At 61.4% G+C, this 18,119-nt stretch carries 14 protein-coding genes and 4 tRNA genes; 2 read left to right on the forward strand and 16 right to left on the reverse strand.

Annotated elements, in window-relative coordinates:
* Positions 1 to 155: 155 nt before the first annotated feature.
* The 7 genes from nusG to ACQY39_RS00255 form a co-directional block, all read right to left on the reverse strand.
* On the reverse strand, positions 156 to 743 hold the full coding sequence (gene nusG, locus ACQY39_RS00225; RefSeq protein WP_263520907.1) for a transcription termination/antitermination protein NusG: 588 nt from the start codon (positions 741 to 743) through the stop codon (positions 156 to 158).
* Between the two features lie 84 nt (positions 744 to 827).
* Entirely contained in the window at positions 828 to 1,211 is a 384-nt protein-coding gene (secE, locus tag ACQY39_RS00230) for a preprotein translocase subunit SecE (protein WP_428510677.1), read from the reverse strand.
* Between the two features lie 148 nt (positions 1,212 to 1,359).
* Positions 1,360 to 1,435, reverse strand: a tRNA-Trp gene (locus ACQY39_RS00235).
* 15 nt (positions 1,436 to 1,450) lie between these two features.
* Positions 1,451 to 2,641: an elongation factor Tu gene (tuf, locus tag ACQY39_RS00240; protein WP_428502918.1), complete on the reverse strand. Its 1,191-nt coding sequence runs from the start codon at positions 2,639 to 2,641 to the stop codon at positions 1,451 to 1,453.
* Between the two features lie 48 nt (positions 2,642 to 2,689).
* Positions 2,690 to 2,764: transfer RNA gene (locus ACQY39_RS00245), tRNA-Thr, on the reverse strand.
* Positions 2,765 to 2,851: 87 nt separating this feature from the next.
* A tRNA-Gly gene (locus ACQY39_RS00250) sits at positions 2,852 to 2,925 on the reverse strand.
* A 75-nt stretch (positions 2,926 to 3,000) separates the two neighbouring features.
* Positions 3,001 to 3,086: transfer RNA gene (locus tag ACQY39_RS00255), tRNA-Tyr, on the reverse strand.
* 571 nt (positions 3,087 to 3,657) lie between these two features.
* Between ACQY39_RS00255 and ACQY39_RS00260 the strand changes: the two genes are divergently transcribed.
* Positions 3,658 to 6,309: a TonB-dependent receptor gene (locus tag ACQY39_RS00260; protein ID WP_428502919.1), complete on the forward strand. Its 2,652-nt coding sequence runs from the start codon at positions 3,658 to 3,660 to the stop codon at positions 6,307 to 6,309.
* A gap of 67 nt (positions 6,310 to 6,376) precedes the next feature.
* On the opposite strand, the gene ACQY39_RS00265 is transcribed toward ACQY39_RS00260, so the two are convergent.
* Together ACQY39_RS00265 and ACQY39_RS00270 are read right to left on the reverse strand one after the other, a co-directional pair.
* Positions 6,377 to 7,078, reverse strand: a complete 702-nt coding sequence (locus ACQY39_RS00265; protein ID WP_428502920.1) for a DUF6445 family protein — start codon at positions 7,076 to 7,078, stop codon at positions 6,377 to 6,379.
* Positions 7,079 to 7,169: 91 nt separating this feature from the next.
* Complete coding sequence (locus tag ACQY39_RS00270) at positions 7,170 to 8,702, reverse strand: tryptophan halogenase family protein (RefSeq protein ID WP_428502921.1); 1,533 nt, start codon at positions 8,700 to 8,702, stop codon at positions 7,170 to 7,172.
* A gap of 278 nt (positions 8,703 to 8,980) precedes the next feature.
* Here ACQY39_RS00270 and ACQY39_RS00275 point away from each other — a divergent pair, with 278 nt between their 5' ends.
* Positions 8,981 to 10,261: a formylglycine-generating enzyme family protein gene (locus tag ACQY39_RS00275; RefSeq protein WP_428502922.1), complete on the forward strand. Its 1,281-nt coding sequence runs from the start codon at positions 8,981 to 8,983 to the stop codon at positions 10,259 to 10,261.
* Here the strand turns inward: ACQY39_RS00275 and ACQY39_RS00280 are convergent.
* The 7 genes from ACQY39_RS00280 to ACQY39_RS00310 form a co-directional block, all read right to left on the reverse strand.
* The gene (locus ACQY39_RS00280) at positions 10,251 to 11,321 is read right to left on the reverse strand and encodes an acyltransferase family protein (RefSeq protein ID WP_428502923.1); all 1,071 of its coding nucleotides are present in this window, start codon (positions 11,319 to 11,321) and stop codon (positions 10,251 to 10,253) included. The genes ACQY39_RS00275 and ACQY39_RS00280 overlap by 11 nt on opposite strands.
* A gap of 87 nt (positions 11,322 to 11,408) precedes the next feature.
* On the reverse strand, positions 11,409 to 12,329 hold the full coding sequence (locus ACQY39_RS00285) for a glycoside hydrolase family 16 protein (protein ID WP_428502924.1): 921 nt from the start codon (positions 12,327 to 12,329) through the stop codon (positions 11,409 to 11,411).
* A 4-nt stretch (positions 12,330 to 12,333) separates the two neighbouring features.
* On the reverse strand, positions 12,334 to 13,656 hold the full coding sequence (locus ACQY39_RS00290) for an MFS transporter (protein ID WP_428502925.1): 1,323 nt from the start codon (positions 13,654 to 13,656) through the stop codon (positions 12,334 to 12,336).
* A 48-nt stretch (positions 13,657 to 13,704) separates the two neighbouring features.
* A complete protein-coding gene (gene nagZ / locus ACQY39_RS00295; protein WP_428502926.1) occupies positions 13,705 to 15,195 on the reverse strand; it encodes a beta-N-acetylhexosaminidase in 1,491 nt (496 codons plus the stop codon).
* 15 nt (positions 15,196 to 15,210) lie between these two features.
* Complete coding sequence (locus ACQY39_RS00300) at positions 15,211 to 16,221, reverse strand: SIS domain-containing protein (protein ID WP_428510679.1); 1,011 nt, start codon at positions 16,219 to 16,221, stop codon at positions 15,211 to 15,213.
* A 19-nt stretch (positions 16,222 to 16,240) separates the two neighbouring features.
* Entirely contained in the window at positions 16,241 to 17,371 is a 1,131-nt protein-coding gene (gene nagA / locus ACQY39_RS00305) for an N-acetylglucosamine-6-phosphate deacetylase (RefSeq protein ID WP_428502927.1), read from the reverse strand.
* Between the two features lie 7 nt (positions 17,372 to 17,378).
* Complete coding sequence (locus ACQY39_RS00310) at positions 17,379 to 18,116, reverse strand: GntR family transcriptional regulator (protein WP_263517681.1); 738 nt, start codon at positions 18,114 to 18,116, stop codon at positions 17,379 to 17,381.
* Between the last annotated feature and the right edge of the window lie 3 nt (positions 18,117 to 18,119).

Raw genomic sequence — 18,119 nt, forward strand, 5'->3', positions numbered from 1 at the left:
CGCAACTCTTGAGTGCTAGCGCAAGGGACTGGAGGCTTGACGCCTTTTACCCTTGCTCCTCTTGCCCGCGTCTCGTCGCGGGCTGACTACGGACAGGATGCGCCGCTCTTGCGAGCGGCACGAGCCCTGTCAGGCTCTTGAACTTATGATGCCGATCAGACCTTCTCGACCTGCGAGAAATCCAGTTCGACCGGTGTGGCGCGGCCGAAGATGGTGACCGAGACGCGGACTTTGGACTTGTCGTAGTTGACGTCCTCGATCGCGCCATTGAAGTCGGTGAACGGGCCTTCCTTGACTCGCACCACTTCGCCGACCATCCACTCAACCTTGGGCCGGGGCTTCTCGACGCCCTCTTGCATCTGGCTGACGATCTTCATCACTTCGGCTTCCGAGATGGGCGCCGGGCGGTTCTTGGCGCCGCCGACAAAGCCGGTGACTTTGGACGTGTGCTTGACCAAGTGCCAGGTGTCATCTTCCATGACCATCTCCACCAGCACGTAGCCGGGGAAGAAACGACGCTCGGTCACGGCCTTCTTGCCGTTCTTCAACTCGACGACTTCTTCGGTCGGCACCAGGATGCGGCCGAACTTGTCTTGCATACCGGCGCGATCAATGCGCTCGCGCAGATTGCGTTCGACGGCTTTTTCCATGCCCGAATAGGCGTGCACAACATACCAGCGCTTGGGAAGCCCGACCGGGGCTGCCGCAGCCTCCGTCACCACTTGGCCTAGTTCTTCAGTCATTGCAATCCTTCAACGCTCTACAACGCTTGCCTTGCGGCTCAATTCCAGCGCGAAAGACGCCCGCAGGCGCCCATTCACGTTCGATCAACCCCGCCAACCCAGAATGAGGTCATAGATGACCCATTCCAGCGTCTTATCCGTGATCCACAAGAACAAGGCCATGACCACGACGAAGGCAAACACATAGCCGGTCATCTGGCGCGCTTCTTTGTGCGTCGGCCAAACCACCTTGCGCACTTCGCGCGACGAGTCGCGACCGTAGGCGATCAAAGACTTGCCGGTCTCAGAAGTGAAGAACGCCGCCAAAGCTGCCGCCAACAACGCCAGCAAAGCGCCCCACTGAACCCACTGGCCTTGCTTGGCAAGACCGTAATAGGCCACCAAGGCAGCAACCAGCAGCAGCGCAGCAACACCCAGCTTCGCCTTGTCGGCGCTGGTGGTCACGGTTTCGACTTGAGGATTCGACATTGATTCAATTCCATGCAGAGGCTTGCGACTCTGCATTCAGCATTTCGGTTTGGCGGTGGCAATACCCACCAGCAGCAAAGCCCGCCGGGATGCACTCCCGCGGGCCGATGTCTGGACCAACAAACCAACTTCCGCAATCAACGGTAGTTGGCAGGGGCAGAGGGTCTCGAACCCCCAACCTTCGGTTTTGGAGACCGACGCTCTGCCAATTGAGCTATGCCCCTGTGGCCGTACAAATCTTAAGCGAGGATGGTGGCAACCACACCCGAACCCACGGTACGGCCACCTTCGCGGATAGCGAAGCGCAGACCGGTTTCCATGGCGATCGGAGCGATCAGCTTCACGGTGATGCCGACGTTGTCGCCAGGCATGACCATTTCCTTGTCCGCGGGCAACTCAACAGCACCGGTCACGTCAGTCGTACGGAAGTAGAACTGGGGACGGTAGTTGTTGAAGAACGGAGTGTGACGGCCGCCTTCTTCCTTGCTCAGCACATAGACTTCAGCAGTGAAGTGCGTGTGCGGCTTGATCGAACCCGGCTTGCTCAGCACTTGGCCGCGCTCGACGTCTTCGCGCTTGGTGCCGCGCAGCAGGATACCGACGTTGTCGCCAGCTTGACCTTGGTCCAGCAGCTTGCGGAACATTTCCACGCCAGTCACGGTGGTCTTCTGCACGTCGCGGATACCGACGATTTCGATTTCTTCGCCGACCTTGATGATGCCGCGCTCAACGCGACCGGTCACCACGGTGCCACGACCCGAGATCGAGAACACGTCTTCCACCGGCAGCAGGAAGGCGCCGTCCACGGCACGCTCAGGCTGGGGGATGTAGGTGTCCAGGGCATCGGCCAGGCGCATGATGGCTTGCTCGCCCAGATCGCCCGTGTCGCCTTCCAGAGCCAGCTTGGCCGAACCCTTGATGATGGGGGTGTCGTCGCCAGGGAAGTCGTACTTGGACAGCAGCTCGCGCACTTCCATTTCCACCAGTTCCAGCAGCTCGGCGTCATCCACCATGTCGCACTTATTCAGGAACACGATGATGTACTTCACGCCCACTTGGCGAGCCAGCAGGATGTGCTCGCGGGTCTGGGGCATCGGACCGTCAGCGGCCGAGCACACCAGGATCGCGCCGTCCATCTGTGCGGCGCCGGTGATCATGTTCTTCACATAGTCAGCGTGGCCGGGGCAGTCAACGTGAGCGTAGTGGCGGTTGGCCGTTTCGTACTCAACGTGGGCGGTGTTGATCGTGATGCCGCGTGCCTTTTCTTCAGGTGCAGCGTCGATCTGGTCGTAGGCCTTGGCCTCGCCGCCGAACTTCTTCGACAGCACGGTTGCGATCGCAGCCGTCAGGGTCGTCTTGCCATGGTCCACGTGACCGATGGTGCCGACGTTGACGTGCGGCTTGGTGCGTTCAAACTTGCTTTTTGCCATTTCTGCGCTCCTGAGAAGGACTCGATCAGACTAGAAGAAGAAAAGAGGTGGTGCCCATGACGCGGATCGAACGCGTGACCTCTCCCTTACCAAGGGAGTGCTCTACCACTGAGCCACATGGGCATCGGCACAGGTTTGCAGGCAAGACAACCAACAAACCGGTAACGACACAAACAACAATACTGCACCTTGCCGCTCCACACCCGACGCTGGAGCGGGAAACGGGAATCGAACCCGTGTCATTAGCTTGGAAGGCTAAGGTTCTACCATTGAACTACTCCCGCCCGGGAGTCTTGCGACCTTGCTTGAGATCGAGCTGCCGGACCAGCCGACAGCTCGAATCAAGAAAAGTTTTGCCTTGGTGGAGGAGGCTGGATTCGAACCAGCGTACGCGTAAGCGGGCAGATTTACAGTCTGCTGCCTTTAACCACTCGGCCACCCCTCCGAGGCAAGCCTGCTACTGTAGCACAGCATTTTTCACTCGCCAAGAAATTTTCTGGATTTTGATGCATGCGGCCCATCGCGGTCCGCCGGGGCGACCCATCCGACGCAGACAGGAACCCAAGCTTGATGCAACGCGGGATGAAAGGCAGACCGGCCTTTCGAGCCATTGCACAGAAATGACCCCAGGCAGACCGGGCTCGATCAATCGTCAGACTTGTCACACAGCGGCCTTGACAGGCGCTCCCCTCACCGCCGCCCCGGTCAATACCAATGTGCTACCAAGAGTGCCGCCGATACCAAGGCTTGGCGACCTCCGACTGCCGCGGTTGAGCCCAGCTCCAGAAGCAACACAAGTCGCCAAAAGCATGGTGGCAACATCGCCACAGCAGGGAAAACACGAACCGAAAAGTGGTAGCAAAGTGGCACTACCGGGCCGTATAGTGGCATGGCATTGGTTGCATTCGTACGTCATAGGAGGCACCAGACACATGCCAATTTGCAGATTGGCATTGCACTGGTTCCGCGTCGTAACAGGCCGACTCATCCATTCCGGCCAATATCGAGGAGCAGTTATGAAGGTCAAGAAGAATCCCATCGCCGCGGCAGTCACGCTGACGCTGCTGGGCGCTTCGCTCGCCGCACAGGCGCAGCAAACGGAAGCGAAGCAAGACACCGCTCAGTTGGAGCAAGTTGTCGTCACCGGTATCCGCGCTTCACTGCAAACCGCAGTGAACATCAAGAAGAATTCGAACGCCGTTGTCGACGCAGTTTCTGCAGAAGACGTGGGCAAGTTGCCGGACGCCGACGTGGGCCAGGCACTGGGTCGCATTCCTGGCGTGTCTGTGGGCCGTGATTTCGGCGTGGGCGCCTCGGTGTCGATCCGTGGCACCGACCCGCAAATGACCTACACAACCTTGAACGGCCAGACCATGGCGTCGACGGGTTGGTATGACCAAAAGGCCATCGATCGCTCGTTCAATTATTCCTTGCTGCCTTCTGAACTGATTGGCGGCATGGAGGTGTACAAGACGTCGCAGGCCGATTTGACCGAAGGCGGCATTGGCGGCACCGTGATCGTCAAGACCCGCAAGCCCCTGGACATGGCGGCCAACACGGGCTTCGCCAGCGTCAAACTGGGCAAAGGTACGGTCAGCACCGACCTCAACAAAGAAGCGTCGGCTTTGTTCAGCTGGCGCGATGCGCAGAAGAAATTCGGCGTGCTGGTCGCTGGCGCCATGGAAAAGGGCGACTACATGCGCCGCGGCATTGAAGCCGATGGCCGCTGGTCCGGTGACGTGGTGCCGGGCACCTTCTTCCAGGAAAAGCAGCGCTCCGCCGTGAACGTCACCTTGCAGGCGCGGCCTGCAGCTGGCATGGAGTTGGGCCTGAACTACACCCGCCTGGAGTACAAAGCTCCTGCAGGAAACACCACGCACTACGCCTTCACCTTGCAAGATCCGGGCAAGGACTACGCCGACACCAAGGCTTGTACGCTGGCCAACCCCACAGCCGGCCTGCTCTGCTTGAAGACCAAGCTGGATGCATCGAACGCGTCGAGCACCTTCATGCAAACCTGGGCGCGTGACGCCACCATGAGCTCGGACAGCCTGGTGCTGAATGGCTCCATGAAGGGTGACAAGTTCAAGCTGGAGGCCGTTGCAGGCACCACCAAGGCCGACGGCGGCACCTCGCTGACCAGCAACTACAGCTATGTCGGCTGGGGCAATGCTCCCCTGCTGCCGAAGTGGGAAGGCACGACCGACGCCACCGGCAAGCAGATCGTGATGACCCCGAGCAAGGACATGAATGTCGGCCTCAACCAACTGCCGGCAACCTCGGGCCCCGAGTCCTGGGCAACCGCTCGCGGCCCCAACAAGGACAAGGAAACCTTCGCTCAAGTTGACGCCACCATCGACCTCGAATGGGGTGCGCTCACTTCGTTCAAGACGGGTGCCCGGACCACCAAGCACACCTTCAGCAAGACCGAGTTCCGCCCGACTTTTGTCACGCCTGGTTTGACCGCTTCGACAGCAAGCCTGTTCGACGGCTCGATGCCGGTCGGCACCGCAGGCTGGAACGTGCCCAAGCCCAATCTGTCCGCCATGTTTGACTTGGCCAACTCCAACGTCAAGGGCTGGGTGGAGTCACGCGGCGGCTTCGGCGAACTGGAGGAGAAAAACACCGCCTTGTACGGCATGTTCGACTTCGATCAGGACCAATGGCATGGCAACTTTGGTCTGCGTTACATCCGCACCAAGGCCACCGCCTCGTCCTACTTCTTTGACGGCAAGTCTGACATGACCAACGTCGTCGAAGCGAACCGCGGCTGGAGCACCACCAAGAAAAATGCCGACGCGACTTACAGCGACTGGCTGCCCAGTTTGAATGTGGTGTATGACCTGAACAAGGAAACGAAGCTGCGCTTCGCTGCCTCGTCGGCGATCACCCGTCCGAACTACGACAATATGTTCATTGGCGGTTCCACTGCAGGCTGGCAAGACACCTTGCCGGGCAACGAGACCGTGACCTTCGGCAAAGTGGGCCTCAAGCCGATGAAGTCGAACCAACTGGACTTGGGCCTTGAGTACTACTACGGCCGCGGCAATCTGGCTGCTGTGACTTTCTTCTACAAGAAGGTCAACAACTTCATCACCACCGACACCCTGCTGAATCAGCAGATCGGTTTGATCAGCCCAGACACCGGCAAGGACAACTGGACGATCAACACCTACAAGAATGCTGGTGGCGGTAAGATCACCGGCTTCGAAGCCCAGATCAACCACGGCTTCGGCAATGGTTTCGGTACATCGGTCAACTACACCTTCACCGACGCCACCGCGCCTGGCAAGAGCTACCAAGACGAGCTGAACGTCTTCACGCTCTCGTCCAAGCACAACGCCAACTTGGTCGGCTACTGGGAGTCTTCCACCTACTCTGCTCGCCTGGCCTACAACTGGCGCTCGAAGTACATGGTGCGCGAGACCGGCTACTACAGCAACCGCATGCATGACGCCTTCGGTTCGCTGGATCTGAGCCTGGGCTGGAACGTAACCGACAAGATCCGCGTGAGCTTCGACGCCACCAACCTGCTGAAGAGCGACGACATCCAGTACGGTGCCGCCGGTGCCAAAACCTCCTTGCGCGCATCTCTGAAGGAAGGCTACCCCGCCTGGTCGTTCATGGGTGAAACCACCTACCGCCTCGGCGTCAGCGCCAAGTTCTGATCGAACCAGCGCCTCACCAAGCAAAAGCCCGGCAGATGCCGGGCTTTTTTCTTGAGCAAACCAAACATCAAGAATCGAAGAAGGTATTGACCGTCAAACGACCTCGCCTTGGGTCTGCACACACACCGATGCCAGGATTGATACAAGCGCTGTGCAGCAAGCTCCCGGGGTAGACCACCAAACGATTGAACCGCGCAGGCATCATTCCTAAGAACTGGAAATGATCGTCGGAGTCATCAAAATACCGCGGCTTGGGCGGTGCCCGGTGCAATTCATCACTATAAACATCAGAATATGTCTGCAAATTCTCAGAGGTGATCCGCTGAAAACCAGTCGCCTTGTGCCGATAAAAACCTGTGCCTCCATGCTCGGGGCCACAGAGATACAACAACACAGCCATATGGTAGGGCGAACTCGAATCGAAATGAGGTGTTCGCTGCATCACGCCCAAGCGATCCGGCGCTACCGTGGTCAACGAGAACTCACAAGCACTTTTGTTCAAGTCCAACTGCTCAGGAACCTGAAAGTTAATCTTGATCAAAGGCTCCAGCAGCTCCACCAGCCGCAGCGAGTACTCAGAAGGCGCCGTAGCACGCAAACCAGGGTAGCCCTTGCCTTGCTCATAACCCGGGCACGGCGAGAACTGGCTTTGACACGCCGCTTCCACCATCTCCGTCGGCTCGGTCAAGAAATCATCGATGAACACCACCGCCTGCTCACCGATCTGGACCGACTGCACGTCAGGTGGCATGCGAATCGCAATAGTCATATTCATTCTTTCTACATCAAGGCCGGTATCAAGGGCCGCAAATTCTGGCCATGCACAAGCCTAGCGATTGTCGCCAATGGCTTCAGCCAGCTCATTTTCGCTGCATTTCTCGATATGCAGCCAAAAAGCCGGTCAACCATTCGCGGTGACCAATCAACTCGCCGGACAAGGCCTTTTCCAAACCCTTGACCTGATTAAGCTCTTGAGCGTAGGCCTGAACCTCGTTGGCAGTCATCGCGCGCGCCTTTGTCGGATACTTCATGCCATACAAAACAAAAAGGAAATTCTCGACATCAAAGAGGTCGAATCGACTGAAGAAATCCGACTTCTTCGGCGGATTCACACGCCACATGGCCAAACGCTGCGCGAGAACCTCGGATATCTTCGCCTCTTCGGTATTCAAACGCCAAAATTCGGAGTCGCGGCGGTCAGAAATACAGTAATGCAATTGCACAAAGTCCATGACCCGCTCCCAGGTGTAGGCGACCACCTGATTGCAGTACGCTGCCGCAGCCGACATGGTTTCTTTTTCGGGGGAGAAATTCCTCGCGAACAGTTCTGCAGCAAGATCCGTGACAAAGATCGAAGTCGCCTCAAGCGGCTCTACAAAACCCTGAGCCAAGCCAAGTGCAACCACATTTTGGTGCCAGAACTTTTCCCGGTAGCCAATCCGCATGCCGATCTTTCGGGGCGACAACTGCTCGGGGCACTGTCCGAGATGCGCCGCCAAGCCTTCCAACGCCTGCTCTTCTGGCATGAGCGAGCTCGCGTAGACGAAGCCAACACCGCGACGGTTGGTCAATGGAATATCCCAAAGCCAACCTGCCGTATGCGCTTTGGCCAAGGTATACGGCGGAATTTCGCAATGTAGCTCAGTCGGAACCTGAACGGTCAAGGCTGTATCCGTCAATATCTGCGAAGACTTGTCGACAAAGGGGACCTTGTACAAACCGCCGAGCAGCAAAGAATTGAATCCCGTGCAGTCAACGAAGAAGTCAAACTGCAACTGCTCACCTTCCTTGGTCAACAAATAATCAACATCGCCGCTTGAACTCAAGACGGCATCGACCACGGTCGCCTGTTTGCGATGCACACCGAGACGTTCCGTGGCATTTCTTGCGAGTAGCTGCCCGAACTTCAAGGCATTGAAGTGATACGCATAATTGATCGGTGCCTCAAACGGAGCCGAAGAGATTTTCTTCGGTGCCTTCATGGCATCCGCCAAGGCGGTCACTTCCGTCAGCGATGAAAACTCCATGTCAGCTGCGTTCTGCAAATACATGGCCGTCACATCAAGCCCGCCGGGGTACGGCGAGGAGAACGGATGGTAGTAAGAATTGGCGGCCTGATTTTGGCCCGGGGCCAGCCAATCGGTGAACTTGATGCCCACCTTGAAGGTCGCATCACATTCAGCCAGAAGCTCTGCCTCTGAGATGCCGAACTTCATCAAGGACTTGCGGATGTGCGGCACTGTGCCCTCACCGACCCCAATAATCCCAATTTCGGCTGACTCGATCACTGTGATCGAGATGTCCTGTTCCGCTCTCAACTCAACAGCCAAATGATTGGCAGCCAACCATCCGGCCGTGCCGCCACCAAGGATTGCAATTCTTTTGATGCGCATTCTCAAATCAACCTATCAATTGATGTTTGCCGCCCGACTGAGTGTGACCCCAAGATCCCGGTATTCCTCGTCGCGACATTTCAATACTGAACATCGGAGTAATCCTCAGCGGTGGCGGCCTGAACTTGGACGCTGAGGTGCGGAAAGAAGGGCACTTGTAACTATTCCCGGAAAAATGCTCTACGCCCTGCAGAACAGACCCATTTATCATCATGCCCGAGCTCCAGCAGTCATGGAATCCCTTCTTCAACCTAGATGTCGAACATTCGAGGCGATCCATGAGATTTGCAAACCGGGCAGCCCTGCTAGTATTGGGCGGATTGATGGCCGGATGTATAAGCCTGCCGAGCTCCACAGACGGTCTGCCAGACTTCAACCAGCAAGATATCGACTCCTGTAAGAAGCTCAGCCTTGCGACGGTGAAGCCGAATATCAGAGTGGTCGTGCCCGCGATTTCATTGCCAGACCGACTCAATTGCACTTCAGGGAGCATGCCGGGTTCGACAAGTTGTTCGACCATTCCCGGTATCAAATATCCCGCCATTGAAGAAGACCTCAATTCGGATGCTCGCGTCAATGTCCTGAGCGAGTGCTTGCTCGCCAAACTGCAGGCGCGAGCCGCATTGGCTGCTGCCCAACGGGGCGGCAACAGGCCGAGTTCGGCCCCAGCATTGGCAACGCCTCCAGAACTCAGCGCCCAGGTGGAAGCCAAAGCGCGGCAGCTGCTCGGAGCCCCCGCCTCAGCGGCCGCCCAAGCTGCCGACACCGTGAACGGCAGGCACATCCAAGAGCGCAAAGACTGCGCGATCTGCCCGGCGATGGTGTTGATTCCAGCGGGAAGCTTCAGCATGGGAAGCAGCAGCCAACTCACAGAACAGCCGATACACCAGGTCGCGATCTCAAGTTTCTTGCTAGGCAAGTACGAAGTGACCCAGGGGGAGTGGATGGCCATCATGGGCAGCAACCCCAGCGCCAATACAGCTTGTGGAGAGCGCTGCCCGGTCGAGAGGATCAACTGGAATGAAGCCCAAACTTTCATCCATCGCCTAAACCAACTCACGGGCTTGAACTACCGACTGCCCAGCGAAGCGGAATGGGAATACGCCGCCCGGGCCGGCACAACGCTGTCCACAGATCCTGAAGAAGAGGTGGAGCAACTGCAGCAAAACGCCTGGTACAGCAAAAACAGCAAAGGTCATGTCCACCCGGTCGGTCAGAAAGCGCCCAATCGATTTGGCTTGCACGATATGCAAGGCAATGTCTGGGAATGGGTAGAAGATGCGTTCCACGAGAACTACCTAGGTGCGCACACCGACGGCCAAGCCCGTCGGAGTCACAGCGAAACGACCAAGCGCGTGCTGCGCGGCGGTTCATGGTTCAACGAACACAAGCTGTTGCGCCCACATCACCGCAACTCGGACTCGCCCGAAGCCCGCTTTGTTTTCTTCGGCCTCAGATTGGCGCGAGATGTGACGCCCACTTCGGCCCGCTTAAAAGAGGCCCAGGCCGACCCCGCCACCACATCGGGCAAGGTCAATGCATCAGGCCTCACACCTTGATGTAAATCCCACGCCGATCCATCAGCTTCACGATCAGCGACCACACCGCCACGAATGCCAGCGCAAACGCCAGTGAGGCGTTGAACGGCCCGGCCAGACGGCCGATCCAGCCGAAGGCGCCGGCGTAGAGCGAGGCCATCAAGCCGAAACCTTCGAGCAACACCGTGCACATCCAGGCGCCGGCGTATGCGGCGATGGCGTTGACACCGAAACTGCGGCCCAGGGCCGGCCAGCCGGCTTGGTCGATCAGGCGGTGAGCCAGGGCCAAGGCCAAGGCGCCAAGGCCGCCGGTCCAGAGCACGAAGCTCGGGGTCCAGAGTTGCTTGTTGAGCGGCTGGAACTCAGCCACCAACAGGCCCAGGCAGGCACTGCCCAGACCCAACAGCCACAAGCTTGGCTGCTGGGCGCGGCGGAGGTATTGACCCGCTTGCAGACCCAGCAGACTGGTGGCCAGCGCGCCGAGGGTGCTGACCAAGCCTTCCGGATCGTGGCCCAAGCCGGTGGCGGCGTTCCACTCATAGCCGAAGCGACCGAACAAGGCGGCATCCCAGCGCGACGCGATGTTTCCCACTTTGTCGAGGCTGCCGCCCCAAGCCAGCAAGGCGCCGTAGCCCAAGAGCAGCGCTGCCAGCAAACCCCATTGCGAGGCCTGACGACGCAGTTGCAGGACGACCAGGCCCGTCACGCCAAAGCAGATGGCAATGCGCTGCAACACGCCGGGAATGCGCAACTCGGGCTTGCCCATCAGCCACCAGGCCAGCAGGTGCAGCACCAGACCCAGGGCCAGGATGCGTGCCGCGCGGATCAAGACCGTGCGGCGCAAGGGCGCGATCGGCGCCTGCGCATCAACCCGCGGTCCCAGGGCCAGGGCCAGCGAGACGCCGACGATGAAGAGGAAGAAGGGGAAGATCAGGTCGGTGGGCGTGCAGCCGTGCCAGGCCGAATGCTCCAAGGGCGCGTAAACATGACCCCAATCGCCGGGGTTGTTGACCAGCAGCATGGCCGCCACCGCCAGGCCTCGCAAAGCATCCACCGACGCAAACCGTTGGCTAGCGCTCATCTCGGTCCGCCCTTCCCATCGCATACAAACAAGAACACAGAGTCACTCGACCCAGCCGGCGTGGGCGAACGGTCAAGGCGACCGGATTCAAAAATCACACAGGCTGCTCAAGGCCGGCTCGGCCGCCGGCACCGTGTCCAACTGGGCCACGCCACCGGCGCGCAAACGCTTCACTTCAGCGTCCACCTCGGCCGGGCTCAGCACCTTGTTGCGGGCGTGAAAGACCCAGTCCACATCCTGCTCGTAGGCCCGCGCCTGGCCGCTGGCCGGCAGCAGACCGCCGGGCGAGAACCAGAGGTTGAAGTTGATAGACATCAGCGAGACCGGGTAGTTGCGACCGCCATGGGTCGCCAGCTGCCGGCCATCGAGGAAGAGCTTGACCTGGCCGCCCGAGACCTGCATCAAGAGCTGGTGCCAGCCATTCAGGTTCGTGAATTCCTCGTGCGACTGGTTGTAGCTCTTCCAGGGTTCGAGCTGCACGGTCTGCCAGGCGATGCCGTAGAGCCGCGTCTTCTCGCTGCCCCAACCACCGTTGGGCAGGTATTCCCAATCGATCTCACTGAACTCGGGATCGAAATCATGGCGCAGCGGTGCGACCACATAAAAGGTCTGGATCACCGGGTCGCCGTCAACGCCGCGCACGGGCACATCGCTGAAGCGCAAGCGGGCCGCATACGTGCCTTCCAAATACTTGCGCTGGTGGCAGATCTGGGCCTGCGCCGTGCCGGCGCCATTGCCGTCGGTGTGTGCGGCCAGACGCAGCAGGCGGTTACCGGCTTGCTGCGGATCATCAACCAGGCTCAGCTGCTCGGCGCTCCAGCGCGCACCCGTCACGCCGGGATGGCCGGCCTTGCTGCGTGGCGTCCAGCCCTGGGCCCAAAGACCGCTCAGCTCGCGGTAGCTGAAGTCATCGAAGAAAAGGCCGCCAGGCGCAGGTAGGGCGGCATGAGTCTGAACCGCCAGCAAACTTGCCGCAGCAGCGGCCAGGCTCAAAAAGAAACCTCGCATGGCCTCAGCGGCTCGCAGCTGGAGCGGCATCACCAGCCGCCGGAGCAGCCTCTGCCGCTTGTGCGCCCGGGATCTTCACGAAGAACATCAGAACCAAGGCCGGTACACCACAAGCAATCGTCCAAAGGAAAAAGCTCTGGTAGCCCATGGCCACCTGGATATCGCCGCTGATGGTCTTGGAAAAAATGAAACCGAGTTGCATGACGCCAGAGCCGAGCGCGTAATGCGCGGTCTGGAACTTGCCCGGCGCGACCGCCTGCATGATGTAGAGAATCATGCCGACAAAGCCGAAGCCGTAACCGAACATCTCCACGGCCACGGCCGCGCTGATGTGAAACATGTCCTGCGGCAGGCTCACGCTGAGGTAGTAGAAGGTCACATTGGGCACGGCCATCATCAAAATCAGCACTGGCATGGCGCGCTTGAGACTCAGCCAAGACGTGAAGTAGCCACCCAGGATGGAGCCGACCAGAAAAGCCGCCGTCCCCACCGTGCCATAGACGCCGCCCACCTGTTCGGTGCTCAGCCCCAAGCCGCCCTTGTCACGCGCCTCGATCAGGAACAAGGGGCCGATGGTCTGCACCTGCCCCTCGGCAAAGCGGAACAGCACGATGAACAAAATCGCCAACCAGATGCCCGGCTTGCGCAGAAAGTCGCCGATCACCTCGCGCAAGGTGCGCGCCACACCCGCGGCACTGATGTCGGCCGTCTCGGTGTTCAAGGTGCCGGGCAAGGCATAGGCGTTGTAAGCGGCCAGCAGCGCCAGCAACACCGCCAGCAAGACAAAGATGATGGACCAGGCGTTGAACACGCCGTAGCGGGTTTCCAGATGCCCGGCCAGAACCAACAAGCCGCCCAAGGTCAGAAACTTGGAGGCATTGAAGAAGGCGCCCTGCCATCCCGCGTAAGCGGCCTGCGACTTGGCATCGAGCGCAGCCATATAGAGCCCATCGCAGGCGATGTCGTGGGTGGCCGAAGCGTAAGCCAGCACGAAGAGCACGCCGATGGAGGCTGCAAACCACATCGGCAACTGCAGGGCCAGTGCCATCAGGCCGAGTCCAGCGGCACCGGTGAACTGCATGGCCACGACGATCAGCTTCTTGCTGCGTGCCAATTCCAGGAACGGGCTCCACAAGGGCTTGATCGCCCAGGCCAGTCCCAGCAAGCCGGTCCAGCGGGCGATCTGGTCATTGGCCACGCCCATGTTCTTGAACATCAGGCCGGCAATCAGCATGACGACAAAGAACTGCATGCCCTGCACAAAGTACAGGCTGGGAATCCATCGGATCGGGGAACGCCCTGCCGCGGCTGACGATTCTTGGCTCATGGCCGGTCTCCTCGTGTGTTGTTCTCAGGCTGACAAGGCGCGCCGGGCTCAGGCATCCAGACGCACAGGCGACTGCGCAGCAGCCACATGCTCGCCCTGCAACCATGCCTGCAGGCCGGCCAGAGCGCCATCGGCATAACCCCAGCTCACCACGGTCGGACCCGGCACATCCAGGGCCTGGAAGGGATTCCAGAGCACCAAGTGCAGATCGGGCGTCCAGGCGCGGGCGTTCTGGCCGTAGCGCATGCGGTGGGTCGAGGCGACGGTATTCAGGCGTCCGTCCTGCGGTACCGTGGCCCAGTCCAAGGCCAGGATGTCATCGACGAATTCGATCTGGGCATTCGGGAAGGCGCGGAACAGCTCGACGATTTGCGCACCCGAGGGGCCGGCTTCCGAGACGCCATCGGTCGGCACCTCGGGCTGCACGAACACGCGCAGCGCCGCATCGCGGGCCGGCGGCGTGGCGCCGCGCAGGGCCGTCAGGCCGGCAGCCCAGGCCTGGCGCATCAGGCGGTCATCGGCAGCGCGCGGCTCGCCCTGGTAGTCGTCGTGGCGCACCGGGTAGGCGGCGGCCAGCTTGTCCAGGCGGGCTGCGGCGATGCGGCCCTGCTCCAGCGTCAGCTCGCCGCGCTCGAAGGCGTCTTTCAAGGCTTGGATGGACCTGCCTTGCTCTTCCAGGTCGCCCTGGGCCAGGATCATGTCGGCGCCGGCCTGGATGGCCATCACGGCGGCGCGGGCGTAGCCGTAGCGCTCGAAGATGGCCTTCATCATCAGCGCGTCGGTGATGACCACCCCGTCATAGCCCCATTCGCGGCGCAGGATGTCGCCCAGGATCTTGGTCGACAAGGTGGCCGGGTGATCGGGGTCGATCTGCGGGTAGACGATGTGGGCGGTCATCACGGCCGGGGCGGCATCGCTGGGCTTGTGGCACATGGCCTTGAAGGGGCGCAGCTCCAGCGCGTCCAGCTCAGCACGGCTCTTGTCCACCGTCGGCAGAGCCAGGTGCGAGTCCACATGGGTGTCGCCGTGGCCGGGGAAATGCTTGACGCAGCAGGCCACGCCTTCTCGCAGCGAGCCGGCCATCCAGGCACCGGCCAAACGGGTCACATCATCGGCATCTTCCGAGAAGCTGCGCTCGGCGATCACCGGGTTGGCCGGGTTGTTGTTGATGTCCAGCACCGGCGCGAAGTTCCAGTTCACACCGATCGAGGCCAGGCCGCGGGCGACCGCGGCGCCGACCTTCTCGGCCAGGGCCGCATCATCGGCCGCGCCCAGAGCCATGGCCGAAGGCGCTTGCGGCAGGAAGGTGGCGCGCACCACCGAACCGCCTTCCTGGTCGAGGCCGATCAGGGCGCCGGGGCCCATCACCTCGCGCAGATCGCGGGTCAGTTGGCGCACTTCGGCTTCGGTGCCCAGGTTCTTGCGGAACAGGCAGACGGCGCGCACCTGGTTGGCGCGCAGGAACTCGGCGGTGGCCGCGTCCAGGGACTTGCCCTGGATGTCGACCATCACCAGCTGGCCGGGATGAAAAGCAGTCATGACAGCCGGCCCCGATCAGTTCGTCTTGGTGACCTTGGCCAGATGCGGCGGCGCATCCGGGTTGCGGCCGCGGGCGCGGGCCAGGGCTTCCACCATGGGGTAGAAGCTCTGCACCACGGCGATCGGGTCCAGGTCTTCATTGCCGGTGCAGGCCAGGGGCAGCTCGGCGCCGGGCGTGCCGGCCGGTGCGGCCAGCAGCACACGGGCACCACGGCCGCGCATTTCCTCGGCCAGGGCGATCAAGCCGGCCTGGGCCGGGCCACGCGGCGCGAACACCAGCATGGGGTAGCCCTCATCCACCAGGGCCATGGGGCCGTGCTTGACCTCGGCGCCCGAGAAGGCTTCGGCCTGGATGCCACAGGTCTCCTTGAACTTCAGCGCCGCTTCCATAGCGATGGGCAGACCCGTGCCACGGCCGATGACGAAGAGCTTGTCCGCGTCCTTGAGCACCTCGACGGCCACATCCCAGCGCTGCTTGGTGGCCTCCTCCAGGGCCGAGGGCAGCTGCTGCAGAGCAGCCTGCAGGTCTTCATCACCGCTCCAGGCGGCCACCACGCGAGCGCCGGCCACCAGCTGGGCGATATAGCTCTTGGTGGCGGCCACGCTCAGCTCGGGGCCCGAACGCAGCGGGAACACGAACTGCGCGGCATCGGCCAGAGGCGAGCTCTCGGCGTTGACGAAGGCCACGGTGCGGGCACCGCCTTCACGGAAGAATTTCGTCGGCGCGACCAGATCAGGGCTTTGGCCCGACTGCGAAAAAGCCAGCGAGACCAGGCCATCGCAGACGATCTTGCTCTGGTACAGGGTGATCAGCGACATCGGCAGCGAGGTCACCAGGCGGCCCATGCGCGCCATCATCAGATAGGCCATGTAGTGGGCGGCGTGGTCCGAGCTGCCACGGGCCACGGTCAGCAGGGCCGTGGGCGGCTGCTCGCGCAGGGCCTCGCCGAGCTCGGCATAGGCGTTCTGGTCATGGGCCAGCTGGTTCGCGACAGCGGCGGGGGCACTCAGGGCTTCTTGCAACATGCGCGAGGCATGCACCAACTCAGGCGAGGTCAATTTCTTCTCCTTCAACGACCACGCCTTGCAACTGCAAATCACGGTCCAGTACAACAAAATCCGCCCAAGCACCAGGCTGCAGGCGACCGCGATCTTCCAAACCCATGTAGTCGGCCGCGTAGGTCGACACGCGCCGCGAGGCGTCTTCAATCTCCAAGCCCAGGCCGACCAAGTTGCGCAAGGCCTGATCCATGGTCAGGGTGCTGCCGGCCAGCGTGCCGTCGGGCAGGCGCACGCCGCCCATGCACTTGGTCACGCGGTGGCGGCCCAAGCTGTATTCGCCATCGGGCATGCCGGCCGCGGCCGTGGAATCGGTGACGCAGAACATGCACGGGATCGAGCGCATGGCCACGCGGATGGCACCGGGGTGCACATGCAGCAGGTCGGGAATGATCTCGGCGTATTTCGCGTGAGCCAAGGCTGCGCCCACCATGCCGGGCTCGCGGTGGTGCAGGCCGGACATGGCATTGAACAAATGGGTAAAGCCACCGGCGCCATGGGCCAGGGCCTGCACGCCGTCTTCGTAAGTGCCGGCCGTGTGGCCGATCTGCACCTGGAAGCCTTCAGCACGCAGCTCGCTGATCAGCTCCAGCGTGCCGGGCAGTTCCGGCGCCAGCGTGATCAAACGGATCGGCGCCAGCGCATGCAGGGCATGGATCTCGGCCAGGGTCGCGGGCTTGGCAAAGTCGGGCTGGGCGCCGAGCTTGCCGGGGTTGATGTAGGGGCCTTCCAGATGCACGCCGAGCAGGCGGGCCGAGCCCGGCGCGCGCTGAGCGCAAAACGGGCCGAGGGCGCTGAGCGCCGAGCGGATCTCGTCCAGCGGCGCCGTCATGGTGGTGGCCAGCATGGAGGTGGTGCCGTGGCGCACATGCAAACGCGCGATTTCACCGGCGGCGTTGCCGCCTTCCATGGTGTCATGGCCGCCACCGCCGTGCACATGCACATCGATGAAGCCCGGCAGCACGATCTTGCGCGCACCGGCATCGTGCCGGACCTGGCTTTCTGTGACCGGGATGCCGTGGATGGCGCTCACGCGCCCTTCCGCGTATTCCAGTCGACCCCGTACAAAGCCTTGCGGCGTGAGGATGTCTGCGTCGATGTGCTGTACTGGGGTCATCCTTCGCCTATCCCTCGCGCCGCATCTCGGCGACAAAGTCGTAGTAATCGCTGCGGCAATAGGAATGCGTCAGCTCGACGGCATGACCCGATTCCAGATAGCCCACACGGGTGATGAACAAGACGGCCTGCCCCACCGGCACTTCCAGCAGGCTGGCGAGCTTGGTGTCGGCATTGATGGCACGGATGTGCTGCAGCGCGCGCACCGGGGCGCCGCCGAGCTTGGCCAGGTGTTCATACAAAGAAGCTTGCACCGCGGCCGGGTCCGGCAAGACCGTCTCGGGCAGCACGCTGACCTCATAGGCCATGACCACGGTGTCGGCCAAGCGCAAGCGCTCCAGGCGCGCCACGCGCTCGCCGGTGGACAGGCCCAGGCTCAGCTGCTCATCCGGTGCGGCCGGCGTGAAGCTGCGGGTCAGCCAGCGCGAGCTGGGCTTGAAGCCACGTTGTTGCAGCTCTTCCGAGAAGCTGGTCAGGCGCGAGAGCGGCTGCTCCAGCTTGGGCGCGATGTAGTTGCCCGAGCCGCGCTTGCGGATGATCAGGCCTTGTTCCACCAGGCGGTCGATGGCCTTGCGCGCGGTCACGCGCGACAGGTCCAGCGACTCCGACAGCACCCGCTCCGAGGGCAGCGCCTCGTCGGCGTGGTAGACCCCTTCGCGGATGGCCTGCGCCAGCTTGTGGGCCAGCTGCATGTACAGCGGCGAAGCGGCGTCCGGATCGGGCTTGAATTGAAATGCGATGCTCATCAC

Source organism: Roseateles sp. (genome assembly GCF_965262435.1).
Classification (GTDB): Bacteria; Pseudomonadota; Gammaproteobacteria; order Burkholderiales; family Burkholderiaceae_C; genus Paucibacter_A.

Excerpts from the sequence above, each read along its gene's own strand:
- ACQY39_RS00270 (WP_428502921.1), bottom strand. The coding sequence starts at position 8,702 with ATGCGCATCAAAAGAATTGCAATCCTTGGTGGCGGCACGGCCGGATGG.
- ACQY39_RS00280 (WP_428502923.1), bottom strand. The coding sequence starts at position 11,321 with ATGAGCGCTAGCCAACGGTTTGCGTCGGTGGATGCTTTGCGAGGCCTG.
- ACQY39_RS00265 (WP_428502920.1), bottom strand. The coding sequence starts at position 7,078 with ATGACTATTGCGATTCGCATGCCACCTGACGTGCAGTCGGTCCAGATC.
- nusG (WP_263520907.1), bottom strand. The coding sequence starts at position 743 with ATGACTGAAGAACTAGGCCAAGTGGTGACGGAGGCTGCGGCAGCCCCG.
- ACQY39_RS00290 (WP_428502925.1), bottom strand. The coding sequence starts at position 13,656 with ATGAGCCAAGAATCGTCAGCCGCGGCAGGGCGTTCCCCGATCCGATGG.
- ACQY39_RS00260 (WP_428502919.1), top strand. The coding sequence starts at position 3,658 with ATGAAGGTCAAGAAGAATCCCATCGCCGCGGCAGTCACGCTGACGCTG.
- nagA (WP_428502927.1), bottom strand. The coding sequence starts at position 17,371 with ATGACCCCAGTACAGCACATCGACGCAGACATCCTCACGCCGCAAGGC.
- ACQY39_RS00300 (WP_428510679.1), bottom strand. The coding sequence starts at position 16,221 with ATGTTGCAAGAAGCCCTGAGTGCCCCCGCCGCTGTCGCGAACCAGCTG.
- nagZ (WP_428502926.1), bottom strand. The coding sequence starts at position 15,195 with ATGACTGCTTTTCATCCCGGCCAGCTGGTGATGGTCGACATCCAGGGC.
- secE (WP_428510677.1), bottom strand. The coding sequence starts at position 1,211 with ATGTCGAATCCTCAAGTCGAAACCGTGACCACCAGCGCCGACAAGGCG.
- tuf (WP_428502918.1), bottom strand. The coding sequence starts at position 2,641 with ATGGCAAAAAGCAAGTTTGAACGCACCAAGCCGCACGTCAACGTCGGC.
- ACQY39_RS00285 (WP_428502924.1), bottom strand. The coding sequence starts at position 12,329 with ATGCGAGGTTTCTTTTTGAGCCTGGCCGCTGCTGCGGCAAGTTTGCTG.
- ACQY39_RS00310 (WP_263517681.1), bottom strand. The coding sequence starts at position 18,116 with ATGAGCATCGCATTTCAATTCAAGCCCGATCCGGACGCCGCTTCGCCG.
- ACQY39_RS00275 (WP_428502922.1), top strand. The coding sequence starts at position 8,981 with ATGAGATTTGCAAACCGGGCAGCCCTGCTAGTATTGGGCGGATTGATG.